This window comes from Pseudomonas sp. VI4.1 (assembly GCF_002029345.1).
Classification (GTDB): domain Bacteria; phylum Pseudomonadota; class Gammaproteobacteria; order Pseudomonadales; family Pseudomonadaceae; genus Aquipseudomonas.
The window spans coordinates 41,931-60,581 of the sequence record NZ_MULM01000180.1 but is presented as its reverse complement, the minus strand read 5'-3'; the positions used below and the strand labels follow the sequence as shown (position 1 = coordinate 60,581).

The 18,651-nt window shown below is 60.5% G+C and carries 22 protein-coding genes and 1 riboswitch; of the genes, 9 read left to right on the top strand and 13 right to left on the bottom strand.

Features of this window, described 5'->3' with window-relative positions; all coding sequences use genetic code 11:
* Nucleotides 1–32 precede the first annotated feature (32 nt).
* Nucleotides 33–662, bottom strand: coding sequence for a LysE family translocator (locus BZ163_RS28620; RefSeq protein WP_128873710.1), 630 nt, complete (start codon nt 660–662; stop codon nt 33–35).
* Between the two features lie 91 nt (nt 663–753).
* Here BZ163_RS28620 and BZ163_RS28615 point away from each other — a divergent pair, with 91 nt between their 5' ends.
* The 3 genes from BZ163_RS28615 (at nt 754) to BZ163_RS28605 (ending at nt 3,600) form a co-directional block, all read left to right on the top strand.
* A complete protein-coding gene (locus BZ163_RS28615; protein WP_128873709.1) occupies nt 754–1,719 on the top strand; it encodes a 2-hydroxyacid dehydrogenase in 966 nt (321 codons plus the stop codon).
* Nucleotides 1,720–1,752: 33 nt separating this feature from the next.
* Entirely contained in the window at nt 1,753–2,751 is a 999-nt protein-coding gene (locus BZ163_RS28610; RefSeq protein ID WP_128873708.1) for a class I SAM-dependent methyltransferase, read from the top strand.
* A gap of 52 nt (nt 2,752–2,803) precedes the next feature.
* A riboswitch (yybP-ykoY riboswitch) is annotated at nt 2,804–2,926 on the top strand.
* A gap of 89 nt (nt 2,927–3,015) precedes the next feature.
* Nucleotides 3,016–3,600: a TMEM165/GDT1 family protein gene (locus BZ163_RS28605; protein WP_128873707.1), complete on the top strand. Its 585-nt coding sequence runs from the start codon at nt 3,016–3,018 to the stop codon at nt 3,598–3,600.
* Between the two features lie 99 nt (nt 3,601–3,699).
* Here BZ163_RS28605 and BZ163_RS28600 read toward each other — a convergent pair whose 3' ends face one another.
* From BZ163_RS28600 to BZ163_RS28585, 4 genes are all read right to left on the bottom strand, one after another.
* Nucleotides 3,700–4,518, bottom strand: coding sequence for a M48 family metallopeptidase (locus BZ163_RS28600; RefSeq protein WP_128873706.1), 819 nt, complete (start codon nt 4,516–4,518; stop codon nt 3,700–3,702).
* 184 nt (nt 4,519–4,702) lie between these two features.
* Nucleotides 4,703–5,326 carry an SOS response-associated peptidase gene (locus tag BZ163_RS28595; protein ID WP_128873705.1) on the bottom strand — a complete coding sequence of 208 codons (624 nt, stop codon included), beginning with the start codon at nt 5,324–5,326 and terminating at the stop codon, nt 4,703–4,705.
* Nucleotides 5,327–5,361: 35 nt separating this feature from the next.
* Entirely contained in the window at nt 5,362–5,622 is a 261-nt protein-coding gene (locus tag BZ163_RS28590) for a putative signal transducing protein (RefSeq protein WP_128873704.1), read from the bottom strand.
* Nucleotides 5,623–5,635: 13 nt separating this feature from the next.
* On the bottom strand, nt 5,636–5,818 hold the full coding sequence (locus tag BZ163_RS28585; protein WP_008153387.1) for a CPXCG motif-containing cysteine-rich protein: 183 nt from the start codon (nt 5,816–5,818) through the stop codon (nt 5,636–5,638).
* Nucleotides 5,819–5,957: 139 nt separating this feature from the next.
* Here BZ163_RS28585 and BZ163_RS28580 point away from each other — a divergent pair, with 139 nt between their 5' ends.
* Complete coding sequence (locus tag BZ163_RS28580; RefSeq protein WP_128873703.1) at nt 5,958–7,124, top strand: 1-acyl-sn-glycerol-3-phosphate acyltransferase; 1,167 nt, start codon at nt 5,958–5,960, stop codon at nt 7,122–7,124.
* A gap of 72 nt (nt 7,125–7,196) precedes the next feature.
* Here BZ163_RS28580 and BZ163_RS28575 read toward each other — a convergent pair whose 3' ends face one another.
* Both BZ163_RS28575 and BZ163_RS28570 read right to left on the bottom strand, forming a co-directional pair.
* Nucleotides 7,197–7,475 (bottom strand): hypothetical protein, encoded by a 279-nt coding sequence (locus BZ163_RS28575; protein ID WP_128873702.1) that lies wholly within the window; start codon nt 7,473–7,475, stop codon nt 7,197–7,199.
* Nucleotides 7,476–7,815: 340 nt separating this feature from the next.
* A complete protein-coding gene (locus BZ163_RS28570) occupies nt 7,816–8,400 on the bottom strand; it encodes a YajG family lipoprotein (RefSeq protein WP_128873701.1) in 585 nt (194 codons plus the stop codon).
* A 198-nt stretch (nt 8,401–8,598) separates the two neighbouring features.
* On the opposite strand from BZ163_RS28570, the gene BZ163_RS28565 reads away from it, so the two are divergent.
* Together BZ163_RS28565 and mqo are read left to right on the top strand one after the other, a co-directional pair.
* Nucleotides 8,599–8,832 carry a hypothetical protein gene (locus BZ163_RS28565; RefSeq protein ID WP_128873700.1) on the top strand — a complete coding sequence of 78 codons (234 nt, stop codon included), beginning with the start codon at nt 8,599–8,601 and terminating at the stop codon, nt 8,830–8,832.
* A gap of 737 nt (nt 8,833–9,569) precedes the next feature.
* The gene (mqo, locus tag BZ163_RS28560; RefSeq protein ID WP_128873699.1) at nt 9,570–11,078 is read left to right on the top strand and encodes a malate dehydrogenase (quinone); all 1,509 of its coding nucleotides are present in this window, start codon (nt 9,570–9,572) and stop codon (nt 11,076–11,078) included.
* 134 nt (nt 11,079–11,212) lie between these two features.
* On the opposite strand, the gene BZ163_RS28555 is transcribed toward mqo, so the two are convergent.
* The 4 genes from BZ163_RS28555 to BZ163_RS28540 form a co-directional block, all read right to left on the bottom strand.
* Nucleotides 11,213–11,500, bottom strand: a complete 288-nt coding sequence (locus BZ163_RS28555) for a PA4642 family protein (protein ID WP_059406169.1) — start codon at nt 11,498–11,500, stop codon at nt 11,213–11,215.
* A gap of 63 nt (nt 11,501–11,563) precedes the next feature.
* Nucleotides 11,564–12,049 (bottom strand): hypothetical protein, encoded by a 486-nt coding sequence (locus BZ163_RS28550; protein ID WP_128873698.1) that lies wholly within the window; start codon nt 12,047–12,049, stop codon nt 11,564–11,566.
* Nucleotides 12,050–12,226: 177 nt separating this feature from the next.
* Complete coding sequence (locus BZ163_RS28545; RefSeq protein WP_128873697.1) at nt 12,227–12,700, bottom strand: WbuC family cupin fold metalloprotein; 474 nt, start codon at nt 12,698–12,700, stop codon at nt 12,227–12,229.
* Between the two features lie 4 nt (nt 12,701–12,704).
* Complete coding sequence (locus BZ163_RS28540; protein WP_128873696.1) at nt 12,705–13,262, bottom strand: hypoxanthine-guanine phosphoribosyltransferase; 558 nt, start codon at nt 13,260–13,262, stop codon at nt 12,705–12,707.
* A gap of 174 nt (nt 13,263–13,436) precedes the next feature.
* On the opposite strand from BZ163_RS28540, the gene upp reads away from it, so the two are divergent.
* Nucleotides 13,437–14,075: a uracil phosphoribosyltransferase gene (gene upp, locus BZ163_RS28535; RefSeq protein ID WP_128873695.1), complete on the top strand. Its 639-nt coding sequence runs from the start codon at nt 13,437–13,439 to the stop codon at nt 14,073–14,075.
* A 2-nt stretch (nt 14,076–14,077) separates the two neighbouring features.
* A complete protein-coding gene (locus BZ163_RS28530; protein WP_128873694.1) occupies nt 14,078–15,352 on the top strand; it encodes a uracil-xanthine permease family protein in 1,275 nt (424 codons plus the stop codon).
* A 108-nt stretch (nt 15,353–15,460) separates the two neighbouring features.
* On the opposite strand, the gene hemH is transcribed toward BZ163_RS28530, so the two are convergent.
* Nucleotides 15,461–16,483, bottom strand: a complete 1,023-nt coding sequence (gene hemH, locus BZ163_RS28525; protein WP_128873693.1) for a ferrochelatase — start codon at nt 16,481–16,483, stop codon at nt 15,461–15,463.
* Nucleotides 16,484–16,496: 13 nt separating this feature from the next.
* Nucleotides 16,497–17,399 carry a TIGR01777 family oxidoreductase gene (locus BZ163_RS28520; protein WP_128873692.1) on the bottom strand — a complete coding sequence of 301 codons (903 nt, stop codon included), beginning with the start codon at nt 17,397–17,399 and terminating at the stop codon, nt 16,497–16,499.
* A 196-nt stretch (nt 17,400–17,595) separates the two neighbouring features.
* Between BZ163_RS28520 and BZ163_RS28515 the strand changes: the two genes are divergently transcribed.
* Nucleotides 17,596–18,582, top strand: coding sequence for an NAD(P)/FAD-dependent oxidoreductase (locus tag BZ163_RS28515; RefSeq protein ID WP_128873691.1), 987 nt, complete (start codon nt 17,596–17,598; stop codon nt 18,580–18,582).
* Nucleotides 18,583–18,651: the final 69 nt, after the last annotated feature.

Genomic DNA, 18,651 nt, shown 5'->3' with positions numbered 1-18,651 from the left:
CGGCTGAGCATGCCGCGGCCGACTTGCAACGTCTAATGCATCTCGGTAAACGCGAGTTTCACACCGATGGCGATGAGCACCGCGCCCATGGTCCGGTCGAACCAGTGGCCCATGCGCGCGAACCCGGCGCGCACGCGCTGCTGGCTGAACAGCATCGCCACGAGGCAAAACCATACAGCGGTGGCCACCGCCAGATAAATGCCGTAACCCGCTTGCACCGTCAGTGGAGTGTGTGGATTGATCACCACGGTGAACAACGAGAGGAAGAACAGCGTGGCTTTGGGGTTCAGGCCATTGGTCACGAAACCGGAAGTGAAGGCGCCGCGAGCCGTACGCTCGCCGGCTTCCTTGTGCAGCTCGTCCGTCACCGCGCTGGCTGGCCGAGCGCGCAACGCCTTGAAGCCGATGTACAGCAGATAAGCGGCGGCGGCCCATTTCAAGGCGTTGAACAACACGATCGATTGCGACACGATCAGGCCGATGCCGAGCAGCGAGTAACCGACGTGCAGGAAAATGGCCGTGCCGACGCCCAGCGCCGTCCAGGTGCCGGCCCGACGACCGTGGGTCACGCTTTCACGGACCACCACGGCAAAGTCCGGGCCGGGGCTGGCGACGGCCAGCAAATGAATCAGGGCAACGGTCAAGAACTCTGTCCAGTACATGGGAACTCCTTTTGGCCAAGCGTAACTGTTTGTTTCATCTGGTAGGCTCGGCAGATTACGCCTTCAGTTCAATGCACAAAAGGTACAGTTGATGACGAACTCTCGCCGCGCCGTTTTCCTCGACCATCCCTCCCTGGACCTGGGCGATCTCGACCTCAGTCCGTTGCGCGCCTGTTTCAGCGAATTGCAGTTGTTCGCGCAAACCACGCCAGACCAGGTCATCGACCGCCTGAAGGGCGCCACCGTCGCCATCAGCAACAAAATCCTGATCGATGCCGATACCATCGCCGCCAGTCCCGAGCTGAAGCTGATCCTGATCACCGCTACCGGCACCAACAATGTCGACCTCGCGGCAGCCCGTGCCCATGGCATCACCGTATGCAACTGCCAGGGCTATGGCACGCCGTCGGTGGCCCAGCATACGATCATGTTGCTGCTCAATCTGGCGACACGCCTGGCCGACTATCAGAAAGCCGTTGGCGAAGGTCGCTGGCAGCAGGCGAAACAGTTCTGCCTGCTGGACTATCCGATCGTCGAACTGGAAGGCAAATCCCTCGGTTTGCTCGGTCACGGCGAATTGGGCGGCGCGGTCGCACGGCTGGCCGAAGCGTTCGGCATGCGTGTGTTGCTGGGGCAGATTCCGGGACGCCCGGCCCGGCCGGATCGCTTGCCACTGGCTGAACTGCTGCCGCAAATCGACGCGCTGACCCTGCACTGCCCGCTCAACGAACACACCCGCCACTTCATCGGTGCCCGTGAACTTGCATCGATGAAACCCGGCGCCTTCGTGATCAACACCGCTCGCGGTGGCCTGATCGACGAACAGGCCTTGGCCGACGCCTTGCGCAACGGTCATCTGGGCGGCGCGGCCACCGACGTGCTGAGCGTCGAGCCACCGACCGCTGGCAATCCGCTGCTGGCCCATGACATCCCACGGCTGATCGTCACCCCGCACAATGCCTGGGGCAGTCGCGAAGCGCGGCAGCGGATCGTTGGCCAGTTGACCGAAAACGCCCAGGGATATTTCAGCGGTACAGCGCTGCGGGTCGTCAGTTGATAAACTGCGGCACTTTTTTTCCAGGAGCAGAGTATGGATCCGCGCAGTGAAGTACTGCTTCGTCAGGCTGAGTTATTCCAGGGTTCGGTCCTGTTGGCCGGCTTGCCCGCCGACGATCTGCTGGGCCGCCTGCCCGATGCCCATGGCTGGTGCTGGCATGCCGGCGATCAAGCGGCGCTGGATGCGCGGTTTGCCGAGCGCAGCCATTTTGGCGTAACGGTGCCGGAGCACGGGTTCGACGCCGCCGTGGTGTTTCTGCCCAAGTCCAAGGACCTGACCGATTACATCCTCAATGCCGTCGCCTCGCGCCTGGCCGGGCGCGAGGTGTACCTGGTCGGCGAAAAGCGCAGCGGCATCGAGGGCGCGGCCAAGCAGCTGACCCCCTTCGGCAAACCGCGCAAACTCGACAGCGCGCGGCATTGCCAGCTCTGGCAGGTCACCGTGGCCAATGCGCCGCAAGCCAAACCACTGGAAAGCCTGGCCCAGGAATATGAGCTGCCGTTGGCCGAAGGCCCATTGAAAGTCATCAGCCTGCCCGGTGTATTCAGCCACGGCCGACTGGATCGCGGCAGCGCCTTGCTGCTGGAACACCTGGACAAGTTGCCGAGCGGCCACCTGCTGGACTTCGGTTGCGGCGCCGGTGTGTTGGGGGCGGCGGTGAAACGTCGCTATCCGCACAACCTGGTCACTTTGCTTGATGTGGATGCGTTTGCCGCTGCCAGCAGTCGCCTGACTTTGGCTGCCAACGGCCTTGAGGCGGACGTCATTACCGGTGACGGAATCGATGCCGCCCCCATGGGTTTAAGTGCCATTCTGAGCAACCCGCCCTTCCATGTCGGGGTCCATACCGACTATCACGCCACAGAGAACTTGCTGCGAAAAGCGGCCAAACATCTGAAAAATGGTGGCGAACTGCGGCTGGTAGCCAATAGCTTCCTGAAGTATCAGCCGCTGATCGAAGAGCACCTGGGTGTCTGTGCAATCAAGGCTGAAGGGCAAGGTTTCAGGATCTACAGGGCCAAGCGCGGCTGACACTTCTTTTACAAAAAGAGGCTTGCTCAATCGGATTTGCCTAGGCAGAATCCGCTCCGTCCTAGGGGAGTAGTCTCCCACGAGCGCCATGCTCGTCCGGCATACGTCAACATACTTGGTCAACAGACCATGGCGTATGCGACCCCAGCGTCCGCATCAGACGGAACGCAGGGTTTGACAAGACCTATGACACGAACACCTTACCCGGGGCGGGAAGGCTGTACGTGTCATAGCCGTGTCGACCCGCCCCTTAGGAAAACCCTGATGCTGGATTCTCTACTCGTTCCCACCGCAATCGTTGCCTTGGCCGAAATCGGCGACAAGACGCAACTGCTCGCGCTCATTCTGGCTGCCCGTTTTCGCAAACCCTGGCCAATCATCGCCGGCATCGTCGCCGCGACCCTGGCCAACCATGCCGCAGCCGGTGCGGTAGGCGCCTGGTTCGGTAGTTTCTTCTCGGATGCCACGCTGCACTGGATCCTTGCCGCCAGCTTCGCCGCGACGGCGCTGTGGACCCTGGTGCCGGACAAGATGGACGACGACGAAGCCAGCACCGCCCGCAAGTTCGGACCGTTCCTGACGACGTTGATCGCGTTTTTCCTTGCCGAGATGGGGGACAAGACCCAGGTCGCCACCGTGATGCTCGCTGCGCAGTACCCGGAGCTGTGGCTGGTGATCATCGGCACCACCCTCGGCATGCTGATTGCCAACGTGCCGGTGGTGCTGGCGGGTAACTTTGCCGCGGACAAGCTGCCACTGACCTTGATCCGTCGCCTGGCGGCGTCGGCGTTTCTCATCCTGGCCATTGTCGCGGTGTACAAGGCGATGCAGAGCAGTGGGTGGGTTTGACGCGTTTAGTCAGTAGCACCGCGTAATCGTTCTTCGCTGTAGGAGCGAGCGGTGCGGCGATCCTACAGCGAAGGCGTCAGCAGCTGCCCTATATGAACATCAGGATTTCTTGGCCTGCTCGTACAGCGGCATGACCTTAGGAATCGCCGCCTGCAACGAAGCGATACGACTCGACGAAGCCGGGTGAGTGCTCATGAACTCCGGCGGCGAACCTTCCGAGGCCTTGCTCATCTTGTTCCACAGGGTGATCGCGGCATTCGGGTTGTAACCGGCGCGAGCGGCCAGTTCCAGGCCGATCAAGTCCGCCTCGTTTTCATTGGATCGGCTGTTGGGCAAGGTCATGCCGTAGTTAGCCACGGTGTCCGCCAGCGCCAGGCTGTCCTGGCCCAGGCCGAACAAGGCACCTGCACCCTGCTTGGCCATCTCGATACCGTAGGCCTTGGACATCGCTTCCCGACCGTGCTCGCGCAAGGCGTGGGCAATTTCATGGCCCATGATCGCGGCAATTTCATCGTCGGTCAGGCTCAGGCTGTCAATCAGCCCGGTGTAGAAAAAGATCTTGCCGCCAGGCCCGCAGTTGGCATTGAGTTCATCGCTCTTGATCAGATTGACTTCCCACTTCCACTGCGCCGAGTCCGGACGAAATTTCGGCGCCTGGGCAATCAGCCGGTCGGCAATCGCCTGGACGCGCTTGGCGTCGTTACTGGTCTTGTCCAGCACACCTTTGCTGGTCGCCTCGCCCACTGTCTTTTGATAAGACTGGGCGTACATCTGGTTGACCTCATCCGTCGACAACATGCTGAACATGTACTGCTTGCGCTCAACGCCTACAGCGCCACCGCTGGTGGTATTGACCGACTGACAACCGGCGAGCAGCAAACCTGCGCTCAGCGCACACAAAACCAATGTCTTGCTCATCAAAAAACTCCCTGAAAACATGCCGGGTATCCTAGGCGCGGATGGGTATCGACGCCAGATACATCAGACATGCAGACTGATATTTCGGATAAAGCTCCCATCGCTGCGGTAAAAAATTTCACGGCGGGTGAGTCGAGAGCGGCAGCGGGGCGGGTCATAGTCCAAGGCCAGCACAGGCGCCGACTCAACCCGGCGTCAGACACTCCGGCCCATTCAGCTTCGGATCATTCACCATGTTCGCCAGCACCCGCTCGCGCAACGCCGTGGGCTCACCGGCAAGCAGCGCCTGCAACCCATGCAGCGGTGTTTCGGGATTGAGCCACGCTTCCTGCCCCGCTGCGTCGAGAATCAGCGGCCGACGCTGACTCGCCGCCGGCTGGGTGATCACCGCCGTACTCAGCCATACCTGTTCCTGCACCGGATAAGCCTCCCAGATCGCCGCAAAGAACAGCGCCGAGCCCTCTGCCGGGGTCAGCCAGTAGGGGCGTTTGCGGGCGGTGCCGCGCCATTCGTAGAAACCGTTGGCCGGCAGCAGGCAGCGGCGCGACCGCAGGGCCTCGCGGAACATCGGCTGTTCGGCCACGGTTTCGGCGCGGGCATGGGCCGGGGTGCGGGACAGGTCGGTCAACCACGGCGGGGTCAGCCCCCAACGGGCACGGGCCAACTCACGCTGGCCATCACTGCCGGCGCGCAGCATCAACACCGAATCGTTGGGAGAAATATTCCACTGGGCCTGTTGGTCGGCGGGGAAGCCAGGCAGGGCCGCGAAGGCGGGGTTCCAGCGAAACAGGGCATAACGTCCACACATGGGGCCACACAACTCTAGATAAAACGAACACCAGCCTAACAGACCAGGGTGCCGGGAAAACTCTCCGGTTCGTCGCCGGACAGCGGCAGCGCTGCATTGTACGCGGTGATCAGTTCCCTGGCGTAGGCAGCCTGATCGTTATCGACCGACAGCCCCAGCAGGCCGAAGATCGGCAATTCGCCGGTGCCCCCGAGCAAATCTCGCCCCACCAGATGCGCCTCGATGCCCTCGCTGGCCAACATACCTTGCAGCAACTCCCCTTCCATCAGGTTTTCCGGCTCGTAGATTCGCTGCATGGCGCGCCCCTTTTCATTCGTTTTCGCTGTGAACTTCGAGCAACCATTCTTGACCGTCGGTCTGCAGGACAAACGTAATGGGGCGACAACACACCGGACAATCTTCGATATACGTCTGATCGCCGCCGGACAAGTCCAGAACAGCTTCAGCCTCTTCCCCACAATACGGACATTCGTAGCGCTCGGTTTCCAGCATCGCGGTCTCCCAGGTGACTTGTGCGTATAATCGCCGGTCTATTTGCAGGGCTATTTTTGTCTGGCTACTTTTTCAGACCGTGCCCCGTTGGTTTTCGATCAAAACCTTTACTTACCCTAGCCGTTTCCAACAAGAGAGCATGATGGGCGAATTCGATGCCATCCGACCTTACGACGATAGCGAAGTCCCGGCAGTGCTGGATCGGCTGCTTGGTGACAAGGCGTTTCTAGATATCCTCATCCACTTCCGCTTCCCGCGTTATGCCGGTGCCTTCGGCTGGATGCTCAAACCTCTTATAGCTCATCGACTGCGCCGTGAGTTCGCCGGCGTCAATTCGGTGGCCACGTTGCAGGACAAAGTCGAGTTCTACGTCGACCACACCATCGAGCGAGCCACCGACGGCGTGACGTACACCGGTGTCGAGCAGTTCAAGTCCGGCAGCGCCTATCTGTTCATCGCCAACCACCGCGACATCGTGATGGACCCGGCCTTCGTCAACTACGCGGTGTACCACGCAGGCCTGCCGACACCCCGCATCGCGATTGGCGACAACCTGCTGCAAAAGCCCTTCGTCAGCGACCTGATGCGCCTGAACAAGAGCTTCATCGTGCACCGTTCGATCAGCGGTCGGCGCGAAAAGATGGCGGCCTACCAACTGCTGTCGGCCTACATCAACCACTCTATCCGTAACGATTGCGCGTCGATCTGGATCGCCCAGGCCGAAGGTCGCGCCAAGGACGGCGACGATCGCACCGAATCGGCGATCCTCAAGATGTTCCACATGAGCCGCAAGGACGAGCCCTTCGGCGAAGTCATCCGTTCGCTGAACGTCACTCCGGTGTCGATCAGCTACGAGTACGACCCGTGCGACCAGGCCAAGGCTCGCGAGCTGTTCATCCGCGCCACGACTGGCAGCTACACCAAGGTGCCGGGCGAGGACGACGTGAGCATCGCCAAGGGCATCACCGGCTACAAGGGCCGCGTCCATGTGAACTTCGCCGCGCCGATCACTCAGCTGTTCGAAGACACCAAGCAATTGGCGATCGAGATGGACAAGCAGATTCTCGGCGGCTACCGGTTATTCCCGGTGCATTACCTGGCCTATGCGCAGTGGAAAGACGCCGACCCGCAATTGCAGGTGCCGAAAGCCACCGAGGTGTTCACGGCCGACGAACTGGCCAAGGCGCAGGAGGAATGGCAGCGACGCCTGGAGGCATGCCCGGAAGAACATCGCCCGTTCCTGGTGCTGCAATATGCGATGCCGGTGCGCAATCAGTACCGGGTCAAGGCGGGATTGCCTTTGTAAGGTAACGGCTTGATACGACAACGGCGCCCTCGGGCGCCGTTTTCTTTATCCGGGATCTTGTGCTTTAACGATCTAGACCTGTGTGCTGATCCACGACACCAACAGCGCCAACCCCAGGCAGGCGAAACCGAAGCGGTAGAAAAACCGGTTCATGCGCAAGGTCGCCCAATCCAGATCGGGCTCTTCGCCAGGACGACGCTGGCGTTGCGCGTCGATGCTCGCCAGCGCACGCTGCTCACGACGACGGGTCGCATGCAGCAGCCAGCTGCCAGGGAAGGCAAACAGCAAGGCCAGCAGGTTGATCAATTTGGCGGGATGGGCGGTAAACAGCGTCATCAAATGCAGCGACATCACAAACCTCGGAAAAAACAGCTGTGGCAGGCGCCGAACCGACGACCGCGGCGCGGATTCTACCGAATGCCCCCCTGCGGCGGCGCCCTTTGCGACAAATAACGCACCATTTGGCAGATTGCTGTCCAGCGTCAGCCTGTCGTGCGCTACCCGCCGAACCCAACACCGCCCCCCTGTAGGAGCTGGCTTGCCAGCGAAGGCGATCTCAAGATCACCGCAAATCCAGCACCCCCTTCGCCAGCAAGCCGACTCCTACGGCGAAAGGGAGTGTCAGTCAGCATCATTGCTGGCTGTGACGACGCCTTCGCTGGCAAGCCAGCTCCTACAGGGGGGGATCGCGTTATTCGTTGAGAATCTGGCCAATCGTCGGATCCTTGAACAGACGCGTCAACGCATCGCTCAACACATCACTGACCAGCTTGGTATTGGTTTCCTGATTGGGCGCCATACCGAAACGCTGGTCCAGGGAGGCACCGTAGCGGCCGCTGTAACGGCGGTTGGCGTTCTGCACATCGGAGCGGAAGGTCGCGCCAATGGTCGCCTCGGTCACGTACAGGCCTTCCTTGGGCGATTGGTATTTAAGCTCCGCCAGGGTCACGGTCAGTTGCGGCGCGTTCATCGCGTTGGACGTCGGGGTAAAGCCCAGCAAACGCACGGCCGCTTCGGCCTGGGCCTGCAATTTCGGCAGAATCTGCGCGCCCTGCACGGTGATCGCACTGGTCTCGGGATACAAGCCCCCGCGGGTGCCCAGGGTTGGCGACGGACGACCATCCACCACGCGCACCACCACCGGCTGGCCACGGCCGACCGGTGCCAACTGCGTCGTCAGCTTGGGTTCCGGATTCAGTTGTTGCGGGCTGTGGGCGCAGCCGACCAGGGTCAAACTGGTCACAGTCATCAAACCGAACAACAGGCGTTGCAACATGCTCTTCTCTCCAGAATTCAGGCACAAACAAGCCCGCAGTATAGCGGTGCGCCACTGCAGCGAACCAGCGCAACCATTACGGAAGAGTCCCACACACTTTTCAGACCGCGACACCTGTCACACACCTGTCACCGCTCATACACTTTCGCGTCACGACTCAATGCCAATCTTCACAGCAGTCCCCCAAGGTACTTCGCCATGCGTTATCTCATCTCGCTGTTCGCCCCACGCCCGCTGCATCGCTGCTTCGCCCTGCTCGACCGCAATGGCCACTGCCAGGCATTCAAGCAGTGCAGCCTCCAGCCCATGGGCGATGGCTGGGTCGAAATCGAAGAAATCCGCCTCAACTGGCTGCACCATCCCCTGCCCGCCAATGCCCGCATCAACCAGCGCCAACCACGCGCGCGAGTGCAACATCTGTTGACCACCTGACCGAACGCCTAATAAAACTGATCAAACTCGACCATCTCCCTGCGTTTCTTCGCTACAATCTCCCCCCGATTATAAGGACGTCTCCTGATCGGGCCTCGCAGCATCGTCAATACCCAGGTATTGGCACCCCGCACCGCCCACAGAGAGCCGCCCACACAGATCGAGTGAAGCTGGCGTGCTTGCTGTTCCCTTAAGCAATACCCCACTTTTCGCGAATCTGCAGAGCTGTCATTACGCTCGGTCACTGAGCTGTTTGCCCGTTTTGACTGTCATGTATTGCATGGCGGCCATCCATCCGGGCACGGTGCCAGGCTGGGACAGCCCTTTTTGAGGTTCACGTCTTCAAAAGAGCGTGAAAAAAACGGGTTTTCACAACTTCACAAGAGTGTGGCGAGCAAATGAATAGTTTTGCGTCTGAATATGCACCATTAGCGTCTGAAACAGCCCAACGACACAGGACCGAGTATTCCTCGAACACCGGAGCCTGAAGCCTGTCCGCTACGGATTTGGTTGCACAAACGGATGTATCGACCATAAGTCGAATTGCCAGCCGCGCGCTGAAGTGAGTTCATGTAGCTCTTTTGGGCCCGGTCGGTAGCGTCCGTCGAAGTTGCGAAAAATTGCGAAGATTCGGACATGGCGATCCTGCCATGGTACTTGGGGCATCACTGACACGCCCCGGAACACCTGGCAGCCATGCCGACAATTTGGTGCTGCAGATTTTGGAGACGCGTTAAATGGCGCATAACGAAGCAGTCGACGTAGTACTGGTTGGGGCCGGCATCATGAGTGCCACCCTGGCGGTACTGCTCAAAGAGCTCGACCCCGCGATCAAGCTGGAAGTCGTCGAGCTGATGGATTCCGGTGCCGCGGAGAGTTCAAACCCGTGGAACAACGCCGGGACCGGCCACGCCGGGCTGTGCGAGCTCAACTACACGCCACAGGCCGCCGACGGCACCGTCGACATCAAGAAAGCCGTGCACATCAATACCCAGTTCGAGGTGTCGAAGCAGTTCTGGACCTACCTGACCAAAAAAGGCACCTTCGGTTCGTCCAAGACCTTCATCAGCCCGGTGCCGCACCTGAGCTTCGTCCAGGGTGACGCTGGCGTTTCCTTCCTCAAGGAACGTTTCGAGGTGATGAGCAAGCATCACGCCTTCGCAGACATGGAATACACCGAAGACAAGGCCACCATGGCCGAGTGGATGCCGCTGATGATGCCCGGCCGGCCGGCCGACGAAGTCGTCGCCGCCACTCGCGTCATCAATGGCACCGACGTCAACTTCGGCGCCCTGACCAATCAATTGCTCGCGCACCTGACCAGCGCACCCGATGCCCAGGTCAAGTACTGCAAGCGCGTCACCGGCCTGAAGCGTAACGGCAGCGGCTGGACCGTCAGCATCAAGGACGTCAACAGCGGCAACACCCGCGAAGTCGATGCCAAATTCGTCTTCCTCGGCGCCGGTGGCGCGGCCCTGCCGCTGTTGCAGGCTTCGGGCATCGAAGAAAGCAAAGGCTTCGGCGGCTTCCCGATCAGCGGCCAGTGGCTGCGTTGCGACAACCCGGAAGTGGTCAAGCACCACCAGGCCAAGGTCTACAGCCAGGCTGCAGTCGGTTCGCCACCAATGTCGGTGCCGCACCTGGACACCCGTGTGGTCGACGGCAAGAAGTCCCTGCTGTTCGGGCCTTACGCCGGGTTCACCACCAAGTTCCTCAAGCACGGCTCCTTCATGGACCTGCCGATGTCGGTTCGCGCCGGCAACATCGGCCCGATGCTGGCCGTGGCGAAAAACAACATGGACCTGACCAAGTACCTGGTCAGCGAAGTCATGCAGTCGATGGAGCAGCGCCTGGAATCCCTGCGTCGCTTCTACCCTCAGGCGAAAGCCGAAGACTGGCGCCTGGAAGTGGCTGGCCAACGGGTGCAAATCATCAAGAAAGATCCGAAAAAGGGCGGCGTCCTGCAGTTCGGTACCGAACTGGTCGCGGCCAAGGACGGTTCCCTGGCGGCACTGCTCGGCGCTTCGCCTGGTGCTTCGGTGACGGTTTCGATCATGCTCGAGCTGATCGAAAAATGTTTCCCGAACAAAGCCTCCAGCGAATGGGCTGCCAAACTGGCGGAAATCTTCCCGGCCCGGGAAAAAGTTCTGGAAACCGATGCCGCGCTGTATCGCAAGATCAATGTGCAGAACAACATCGCACTGGAACTGGTTGAAGCCAGCAGCGAGACCGAAAGCTACGCTTGATTCGGCAGCATGAAAAACGCCCCGTTTTCATTGAAAACGGGGCGTTTTTTTGTGCCTCTGTAGGAGCCAGGCTTGCCGGCGAAAGCGATCTCACGGACGCCTTCGCCGGCAAGCCTGGCTCCTACAGGTAATGGTTAACCGCGAGCCTTGGCGATCAACTCGATGTACTCGGCCGCATTGCGCTGATCCTTGATCAGGGCAACGAAGTCATTGCCGTGCTCATCCTTGCCGTCCAGATCCAGGCCGGCTTCGACGAAGAACGTCAGAAAACGCTCGAAATCATCGATACGCAGGCCGCGATAAGCCTTGATCAGCTTGTGCAGCGACGGCGAAGTGGCGTCGACCGGCTCAAAATCGAGGAACAGTTTGATCTGCGCATCGCCGATCTCGTCACCAATCACTTGCTTCTTATCTTTACGCATTGCCGACTCCAGCTCGCAGACATTTTCACGGGCGGGCAGTTTACCCCCCACTTGCCGCCGGGCTCAACGCGGACGAACGCCACCGGTGTGCAGATCGGCCCAGACATGGCCGTTGGCGTAGCTGAGGAACTGGCAATACACCGTGTCATTGCGCAACAGGTCGATGACCACGCGGTACTGGGCCATCGGGTAAAACAGCGTCAGGGTTTTGCTCTTGTCGTCGTAGACCGGCTTTTTCAGGCTTTTGCTTTCGCCATCGAAGTTGACCAGCACCTGGGTGATGGTCGCGCCCTTGTTCAAGGGTTTGCCCTTGAGGCGGATCAGCAACGGGGAAGTGACCGGAATCGGTTGTTGATTGGACTGGCGCTGGCTGCCCACCACCACGGCGTAGTCGGTGACCTGCAGCAGTTGTTGCTGCTCGGGAGCCGCGTCACGCAGGGTCAGGTCATCCGGGGGCAGGAACTGCGCGTGCATCGGCGCCGGGGCGGCGGCCAGGGGTAGACTGAGGGTCAGCAACAAGGCGGCGCAGCTGCGGGTCAAAAGGCTCATTACAGGCTCCGGAGGGCGGGGCCGAGCACTCTATCACGCAGATTCAAAGGTGGATCGGTGAACACGGATCCCCTGTAGGAGCTGGCTTGCCAGCGAAGGCGGTGTGTCAGCTGCATGGATGCCGGCTGATATGACGCCTTCGCTGGCAAGCCAGCTCCTACAGGGGGGGGGTGAAGCTCAATCGAACTGCGCGCGCATCCACGCCTGATACTCGGCAACCCCCGGCTCACCTTCGCGGGGCGCCCACTGAGCAAGCTCACCCTCACCGACCGGGCGATAAGGACCGGCCTTGCACTCGAACATCAGGCTGTCAGCTTCCAGCACCACCAGGCCATGAAACACGCCCGCGGGCAGGTCCACGCCGACACAGTCGCCACCGGCCTGCAGGATTTGTTTGCGCACCACCACGCCGGACTCATCGAAAATCAACAGGCCAAGCCGCCCCTTGAGGACCAGCAAGGTTTCAGCCTTGTTATCGCCCAGGTGACGGTGAGGCGGGATGTAGGTGTTCGGCTGCAACCCTACGGCCATCCGGTGACAGGCATCTTCCATCTGATGGAAGTTGTGATGCTGCCGCCCGCGCGGATTAGCCGCCGCTTTCTCGGCCAATCCAGTGAACAGGTTTTGATCAAGAAAACTCGGCGTGGTCATGTGCTTACATTCCTTTAACCGCAAAAATCCCGTTGGCGTTACGCCAGTAGCCTTTGTAGTCCATGCCATAACCGAAGATGTAACGGTCGATGCACGGCAGGCCGACGAAATCGGCTTTCAGGTCCGGACGGGCCTTGCGGTCGTGGTCCTTGTCGATCAGCACGGCGGTGTGCACTTTGCGCGCGCCGGCGTGTTTGCAGAAGTCGATGATCGCGCCCAGGGTGTGACCTTCGTCGAGGATGTCGTCGATGATCAGCACGTCGCGATCGATGAACGAGACTTCCGGCTTGGCCTTCCAGAACAGGTCGCCGCCGCTGGTTTCGTTGCGATAACGGGTGGCGTGCAGGTAGGACGCTTCCAGCGGGAACTGCAAATGGGTGAGCAGCTTGCCGGCGAAAATCAGCCCGCCGTTCATCACACAGAACACCACCGGATTGCTATCAGCCAGCTGGTCGTTGATGTGTGCACCGACGCGGGCGATGGCCGCCTCGACTTCAGCTTCGGTGTACAGGCAGTCAGCCTCTCGCATGATTTGACGGATATGCTCGAGATCAGCGGACATGGCGCTCTCCAGGGGGTTTGGGGGGAGTGACGGATTCGGAAAAGCGGGCAAAGGTACGCATCAAGCGAGGCCAGATCAAGCCTTTGTGGACTAACGTACTCTATGTCTATAGGACAACACCCTCGGATAGATTAATCTAGGCCGGTTTTTTTGCCCGCCGCCGGAGCCTTTCCCATGCCCATCCTCGAGATCCGCCATCCGCTGATCCGTCATAAACTCGGCCTGATGCGCCGCGCCGACATCAGCACCAAGAATTTCCGTGAGCTCGCTCAGGAAGTCGGTGCCCTGCTGACTTACGAAGCCACCAAAGACCTGCCGCTGGAAACCTACGATATCGAAGGTTGGGCCGGCACTGTGTCGGTCGAGAAGATCGCCGGCAAGAAAATTACCGTGGTGCCGATCCTGCGCGCCGGTATCGGCATGCTCGAAGGCGTGCTCAGCCTGATCCCGGGCGCCAAAGTCAGCGCCGTGGGCGTGGCCCGCAACGAACAAACCCTGCAGGCTCATACCTACCTGGAAAAGCTGGTGCCGGAAATCAACGAACGCCTGGCGATGATCATCGACCCGATGCTCGCCACCGGCAGTTCCATGGTCGCCACCATCGACCTGCTGAAGAAGGCCGGTTGCCGCGACATTCGCGCCATGGTGCTGGTCGCGGCGCCAGAAGGCATCGCCGCCGTGGAGAAGGCTCACCCGGACGTGACCATCTACACCGCCTCCATTGATCAAAAATTGAACGAACACGGTTACATCATTCCAGGCCTGGGCGATGCCGGTGACAAGATCTTCGGTACCAAGCAGAAGGACGCGTGACCATGCAGGATGAGTTCAACGATCCGCTCTGGCGCACGGTGCTGTCTGGTGCCCAGATGCTGTTCGTGGCGTTCGGTGCGCTGGTGTTGATGCCGCTGATTACCGGCCTCGATCCGAACGTGGCACTGTTCACTGCAGGCCTGGGGACGATTCTGTTCCAGATCGTCACCGGGCGTCAGGTGCCCGTGTTCCTGGCGTCGAGCTTTGCCTTTATCACCCCGATCATTCTCGCCAAGGGCCAATTCGGCCTCGCGGCGACCATGGGCGGTGTGATGGCGGCAGGCTTCGTCTATACCTTCCTCGGCCTGGCCGTGAAAATCAAAGGCACAGGTTTCATCGACCGCTTGCTGCCACCGGTGGTGATTGGCCCGGTCATCATCTCCATCGGCCTGGCCATGGCGCCGATTGCCGCGAACATGGCGATGGGCAAGGCGGAAGACGGCACCGAGCTGATTCATTACCAGACGGCGATGTTGATCTCGATGCCGGCGTTGCTGACCACCCTGATTGTCGCGGTGTTCGGCAAAGGCATTTTTCGCCTGGTGCCGATCATCTCCGGCGTGCTGGTGGGCTTCGCGATGGCGTTCTATTTCGGTGTGGTCGATACCGCGAAGATCGCCGCAGCCCCCTGGCTTGCGATTCCGCACTTCACCGCGCCGGAATTCAACTGGCAGGCGATTCTGTTCATCATTCCGGTGGCGTTGGCTCCAGCTATCGAGCATATCGGCGGCGTGATTGCCGTGGGCAGCGTCACCGGTCGCGATTACCTGAAGAAGCCCGGCCTGCACCGTACCCTGCTCGGTGACGGGATTGCGACCACCGCAGCCGGCCTGTTCGGTGGTCCGCCCAACACCACGTACGCCGAAGTGACGGGCGCGGTGATGCTGACCAAGAACTACAACCCGAAAATCATGACCTGGGCGGCGATCTTTGCCATCAGCCTGGCGTTCGTCGGCAAATTCGGTGCGCTGCTGCAAAGCATCCCGGTGCCCGTGATGGGGGGGATTCTGTGCCTGTTGTTTGGCTCGATCGCGGCGGTGGGGATGAACACGTTGATTCGCCATAAAATCGACCTGAGCGAGGCGCGCAACCTGGTGATTGTCTCGGTAACCCTGGTATTCGGGATTGGCGGCGTGCTGGTCGGCACCGGCACTGGCCCGGACGACTTCGGCCTCAAAGGCATTGCGCTGTGCGCGGTGACGGCGATTGCCCTGAATTTGTTGCTGCCGGGTAATGACAGCTGGAAGCACAAGAAGGCGGGTGAGTCGTTGTTGTAAGCCTGGGGTTTTTGTTGCTGCTTCAGACGCCTTCGCCGGCAAGCCGGCTCCTACAGGTTTTGTGTCGATCACGCGACCTGTGTAGGAGCCGGCTTGCCGGCGAAGCTTTTACAGCGCCAACGGCGCCCTCTCACATAACGTGTTCAACGCCCGCGCCCACTGCGGATCATCATTCAGGCACGGCACCAGCACCAACTCCTCCCCTCCCGCCTCGCGGAATTGCTCCTTGCCGCGATCACCGATCTCTTCCAGCGTCTCGATGCAATCGGCGACAAACGCCGGGCACATCACCAACACTTTTTTCACGCCCATGCCAGCCAGCTCATCAAGGCGCGCTTCGGTGTAGGGTTCGATCCACTTGGCCCGGCCCAGCCGCGACTGGAACGACACCGACCACTTGCCGTCCGGCAGCCCCATGCGTTTGGCAAACTCGGCTGCCGTGCGCAGGCACTGCCCGCGATAACAGGTCGCGAGCACTTCCGGTGGCGCACAGGCGCAGCAATCGCCGCCGCCCTCGAAACAGTGACCGGGGTTGAGTTTTTTCAGGTGCCGCTCGGGCAAGCCATGGAAGCTCAACAACAAGTGATCGAAATCCTCCTGCAAATGCGGCTTGGCACTCGCTACCAGCGCGTCCAGGTATTCCGGCTGGTCGTAGAACGGCTGAAGAATCGCGAACTGCACATCGAGGTTGTGCTCACGCACGACCCTTTTGGCTTCTTCGATCACCGTGGTCACCGTGCTGTCGGCGAACTGCGGGTACAGAGGCGCCAAGGTAATGCGTTTAATCCCCTGCCCCGCCATGCGCACCAGCGTCGACTCGATCGACGGCTCGCCATAGCGCATCGCCAGTTCCACCGGACCGTGGATCCATTGCGCGGTCATGGCCTGTTGCAGGCGACGGCTGAGCACCACCAGCGGCGAGCCTTCCTCCCACCAGATCGAGGCATAGGCGTGGGCCGATTGCTCCGGGCGCTTGAACAGGATCAGCGATACCAGCAACCGTCGTACCGGCCATGGCAAGTCGATCACATAAGGGTCCATCAGAAATTGATTGAGATAACTGCGCACATCGGCCACCGAAGTGGAGGCAGGCGAGCCCAGGTTGACCAGAAGCAATGCGTGATCGGTCATGCAACGTCCTATTTCAAAGGCGGCTGGACAGGTCGTCCAGAGCCGCGCGCAAATCAGTGAACCGGAAAGTGAATCCCGCTTGCAGCAAGCGAGCCGGTACGGCCTTCTGGCCACCAAGCAACAGCAATGACAACTCGCCCAGACACACTTTTAAAGCCAGGGCCGGCATCGGCATGAACGTCGGGCGATGCAACACGCTGCCCAGCGCCTTGGCAAACTCACGATTGCGCACCGGCTGGGGCGCGCAGGCATTATAAGGACCGCTGGCGTCTTCGCGATGCAGAAGAAAATCAATCAGGGCGATTTGATCGTTGATATGAATCCACGGCATCCATTGGCGACCGTTGCCGATCGGCCCGCCCAGCCCCAGTTTGAACGGCAGCAGCAGCCGCGACAAAAAGCCGCCCTCGGCCGACAACACCAGCCCGGTACGGATAAGGATCACGCGAATGCCCATGGCTTCGGCACGCTGCGCGGTTTCCTCCCAGGCGATGCACAACTGACTGGCGAAATCATCGATGACCGGGGGCGATTCCTCGGTCAGTTCCCGTTCGCCACCGTCGCCATACCAGCCAACGGCGGAGCCCGAGATCAATACCTGGGGTTTCTGTTCGCGGCTGTCGAGCCAGGCCAGCAAGGTTTCGGTCAGCGTGATCCGGCTGCTCCAGAGCAGCGCTTTGCGTTTGGAGGTCCAGGGCCGGTCGGCAATCGGTGCACCCGCCAGATTGATAACGGCATCGACGGTTTCTTGCCCGAGGTCTTCGAACAATGCGACGCCGCGCACCTGTGGTCCGCAAATTTTTGCGACTTTTTCCGGTGTGCGACTCAACACAGTCAAACGATGGCCCTGACTCAACCAGTGTCGACAGAGTTGACGTCCTATCAAACCAGTACCGCCGGTCAGCAATATGTGCATGACTTCTTCCTCGCGTGGCGTTTAACCCTGATCACTAGTCTATTTTTATAAGCAGGGATCTTTGGTATCGGGCAGGCTCTATGTTTAACAATAGGCCAAGCCGTCAGAACGAGAACGCTAAAAGTTATACCAAAAAACAATATTGTACAGGTTTAAACCCCGGCGTAGTCTGTACAGAAAGGTAAACGAGGCCCCTATGACTGTACCTATCGCAATCATCGGCACCGGCATCGCCGGACTGTCAGCCGCCCAGGCCCTTACGGAGGCCGGGCATGTCGTGCAACTTTTCGATAAAAGCCGCGGCAGTGGCGGACGCATGTCGAGCAAACGCAGCGATGCGGGTGCCCTGGACTTGGGCGCGCAGTATTTTACCGCGCGCGATCGCCGCTTCGTCACGGAAGTCCAGCGTTGGCAAGCCAACGGCTGGGTCGCCGAGTGGACGCCGCAGCTCTACACCTACCACGGCGGCCAGCTCAACCTGTCGCCGGACGAACAGACCCGCTGGGTCGGTACGCCACGCATGAGCGCCATCACCCGCGGCCTGCTTGGCGATCTGGAAGTGCAGTTCGCCTGCCGGATCACGGAGGTCTATCGCGGCGAAGAGCACTGGCATCTGCAAGACGCCGAAGGCTTCACCCACGGCCCGTTCGGCCATGTGGTGATCGCCACGCCAGCGCCGCAGGCCACCGCGCTGCTGGCCTCCGCGCCGAAGCTCGCCGGGGCGGCCGCAGGGGTGAAGATGGACCCGACCTGGGCTGTCGCCCTGGCCTTCGAAACGCCGTTGGATACGCCCATGGAAGGCTGTTTCGTGCAGGACAGCCCACTCGACTGGCTGGCCCGCAATCGCAGCAAACCCGGGCGCGACAACACCCTGGACACCTGGGTCCTGCATGCCACCAGTGCCTGGAGCCGGCAGCATATCGACCTGTCGAAGGAAGCGGTGATCGAGCAGCTGCATGGCGCGTTCGCTGAACTGTTGCACGACGCCATGCCCGCTCCAACCTTCAGCCTTGCCCATCGCTGGCTCTACGCCCGCCCCGCCAGCAGCCATGAATGGGGTGTGCTGGCCGATGCCGACTTGGGCCTCTATGTGTGCGGCGACTGGTGCCTGTCCGGGCGTGTGGAAGGTGCCTGGCTCAGCGGTCAGGAAGCCGCCCGCCGCTTGCATGCACATTTACAGTAGGAGGATAGCGTTAGCGCGGAATACTTGTACAAATAATTTGACTTGTACACCTTTGAATCTATGATCAAG

What these genes read in the sequence shown, in the direction of transcription:
- BZ163_RS28620 (WP_128873710.1), bottom strand. Translation starts at nt 662, where the DNA reads ATGTACTGGACAGAGTTCTTGACCGTTGCCCTGATTCATTTGCTGGCC.
- BZ163_RS28615 (WP_128873709.1), top strand. Translation starts at nt 754, where the DNA reads ATGACGAACTCTCGCCGCGCCGTTTTCCTCGACCATCCCTCCCTGGAC.
- BZ163_RS28610 (WP_128873708.1), top strand. Translation starts at nt 1,753, where the DNA reads ATGGATCCGCGCAGTGAAGTACTGCTTCGTCAGGCTGAGTTATTCCAG.
- BZ163_RS28605 (WP_128873707.1), top strand. Translation starts at nt 3,016, where the DNA reads ATGCTGGATTCTCTACTCGTTCCCACCGCAATCGTTGCCTTGGCCGAA.
- BZ163_RS28600 (WP_128873706.1), bottom strand. Translation starts at nt 4,518, where the DNA reads ATGAGCAAGACATTGGTTTTGTGTGCGCTGAGCGCAGGTTTGCTGCTC.
- BZ163_RS28595 (WP_128873705.1), bottom strand. Translation starts at nt 5,326, where the DNA reads ATGTGTGGACGTTATGCCCTGTTTCGCTGGAACCCCGCCTTCGCGGCC.
- BZ163_RS28590 (WP_128873704.1), bottom strand. Translation starts at nt 5,622, where the DNA reads ATGCAGCGAATCTACGAGCCGGAAAACCTGATGGAAGGGGAGTTGCTG.
- BZ163_RS28585 (WP_008153387.1), bottom strand. Translation starts at nt 5,818, where the DNA reads ATGCTGGAAACCGAGCGCTACGAATGTCCGTATTGTGGGGAAGAGGCT.
- BZ163_RS28580 (WP_128873703.1), top strand. Translation starts at nt 5,958, where the DNA reads ATGATGGGCGAATTCGATGCCATCCGACCTTACGACGATAGCGAAGTC.
- BZ163_RS28575 (WP_128873702.1), bottom strand. Translation starts at nt 7,475, where the DNA reads ATGTCGCTGCATTTGATGACGCTGTTTACCGCCCATCCCGCCAAATTG.
- BZ163_RS28570 (WP_128873701.1), bottom strand. Translation starts at nt 8,400, where the DNA reads ATGTTGCAACGCCTGTTGTTCGGTTTGATGACTGTGACCAGTTTGACC.
- BZ163_RS28565 (WP_128873700.1), top strand. Translation starts at nt 8,599, where the DNA reads ATGCGTTATCTCATCTCGCTGTTCGCCCCACGCCCGCTGCATCGCTGC.
- mqo (WP_128873699.1), top strand. Translation starts at nt 9,570, where the DNA reads ATGGCGCATAACGAAGCAGTCGACGTAGTACTGGTTGGGGCCGGCATC.
- BZ163_RS28555 (WP_059406169.1), bottom strand. Translation starts at nt 11,500, where the DNA reads ATGCGTAAAGATAAGAAGCAAGTGATTGGTGACGAGATCGGCGATGCG.
- BZ163_RS28550 (WP_128873698.1), bottom strand. Translation starts at nt 12,049, where the DNA reads ATGAGCCTTTTGACCCGCAGCTGCGCCGCCTTGTTGCTGACCCTCAGT.
- BZ163_RS28545 (WP_128873697.1), bottom strand. Translation starts at nt 12,700, where the DNA reads ATGACCACGCCGAGTTTTCTTGATCAAAACCTGTTCACTGGATTGGCC.
- BZ163_RS28540 (WP_128873696.1), bottom strand. Translation starts at nt 13,262, where the DNA reads ATGTCCGCTGATCTCGAGCATATCCGTCAAATCATGCGAGAGGCTGAC.
- upp (WP_128873695.1), top strand. Translation starts at nt 13,437, where the DNA reads ATGCCCATCCTCGAGATCCGCCATCCGCTGATCCGTCATAAACTCGGC.
- BZ163_RS28530 (WP_128873694.1), top strand. Translation starts at nt 14,078, where the DNA reads ATGCAGGATGAGTTCAACGATCCGCTCTGGCGCACGGTGCTGTCTGGT.
- hemH (WP_128873693.1), bottom strand. Translation starts at nt 16,483, where the DNA reads ATGACCGATCACGCATTGCTTCTGGTCAACCTGGGCTCGCCTGCCTCC.
- BZ163_RS28520 (WP_128873692.1), bottom strand. Translation starts at nt 17,399, where the DNA reads ATGCACATATTGCTGACCGGCGGTACTGGTTTGATAGGACGTCAACTC.
- BZ163_RS28515 (WP_128873691.1), top strand. Translation starts at nt 17,596, where the DNA reads ATGACTGTACCTATCGCAATCATCGGCACCGGCATCGCCGGACTGTCA.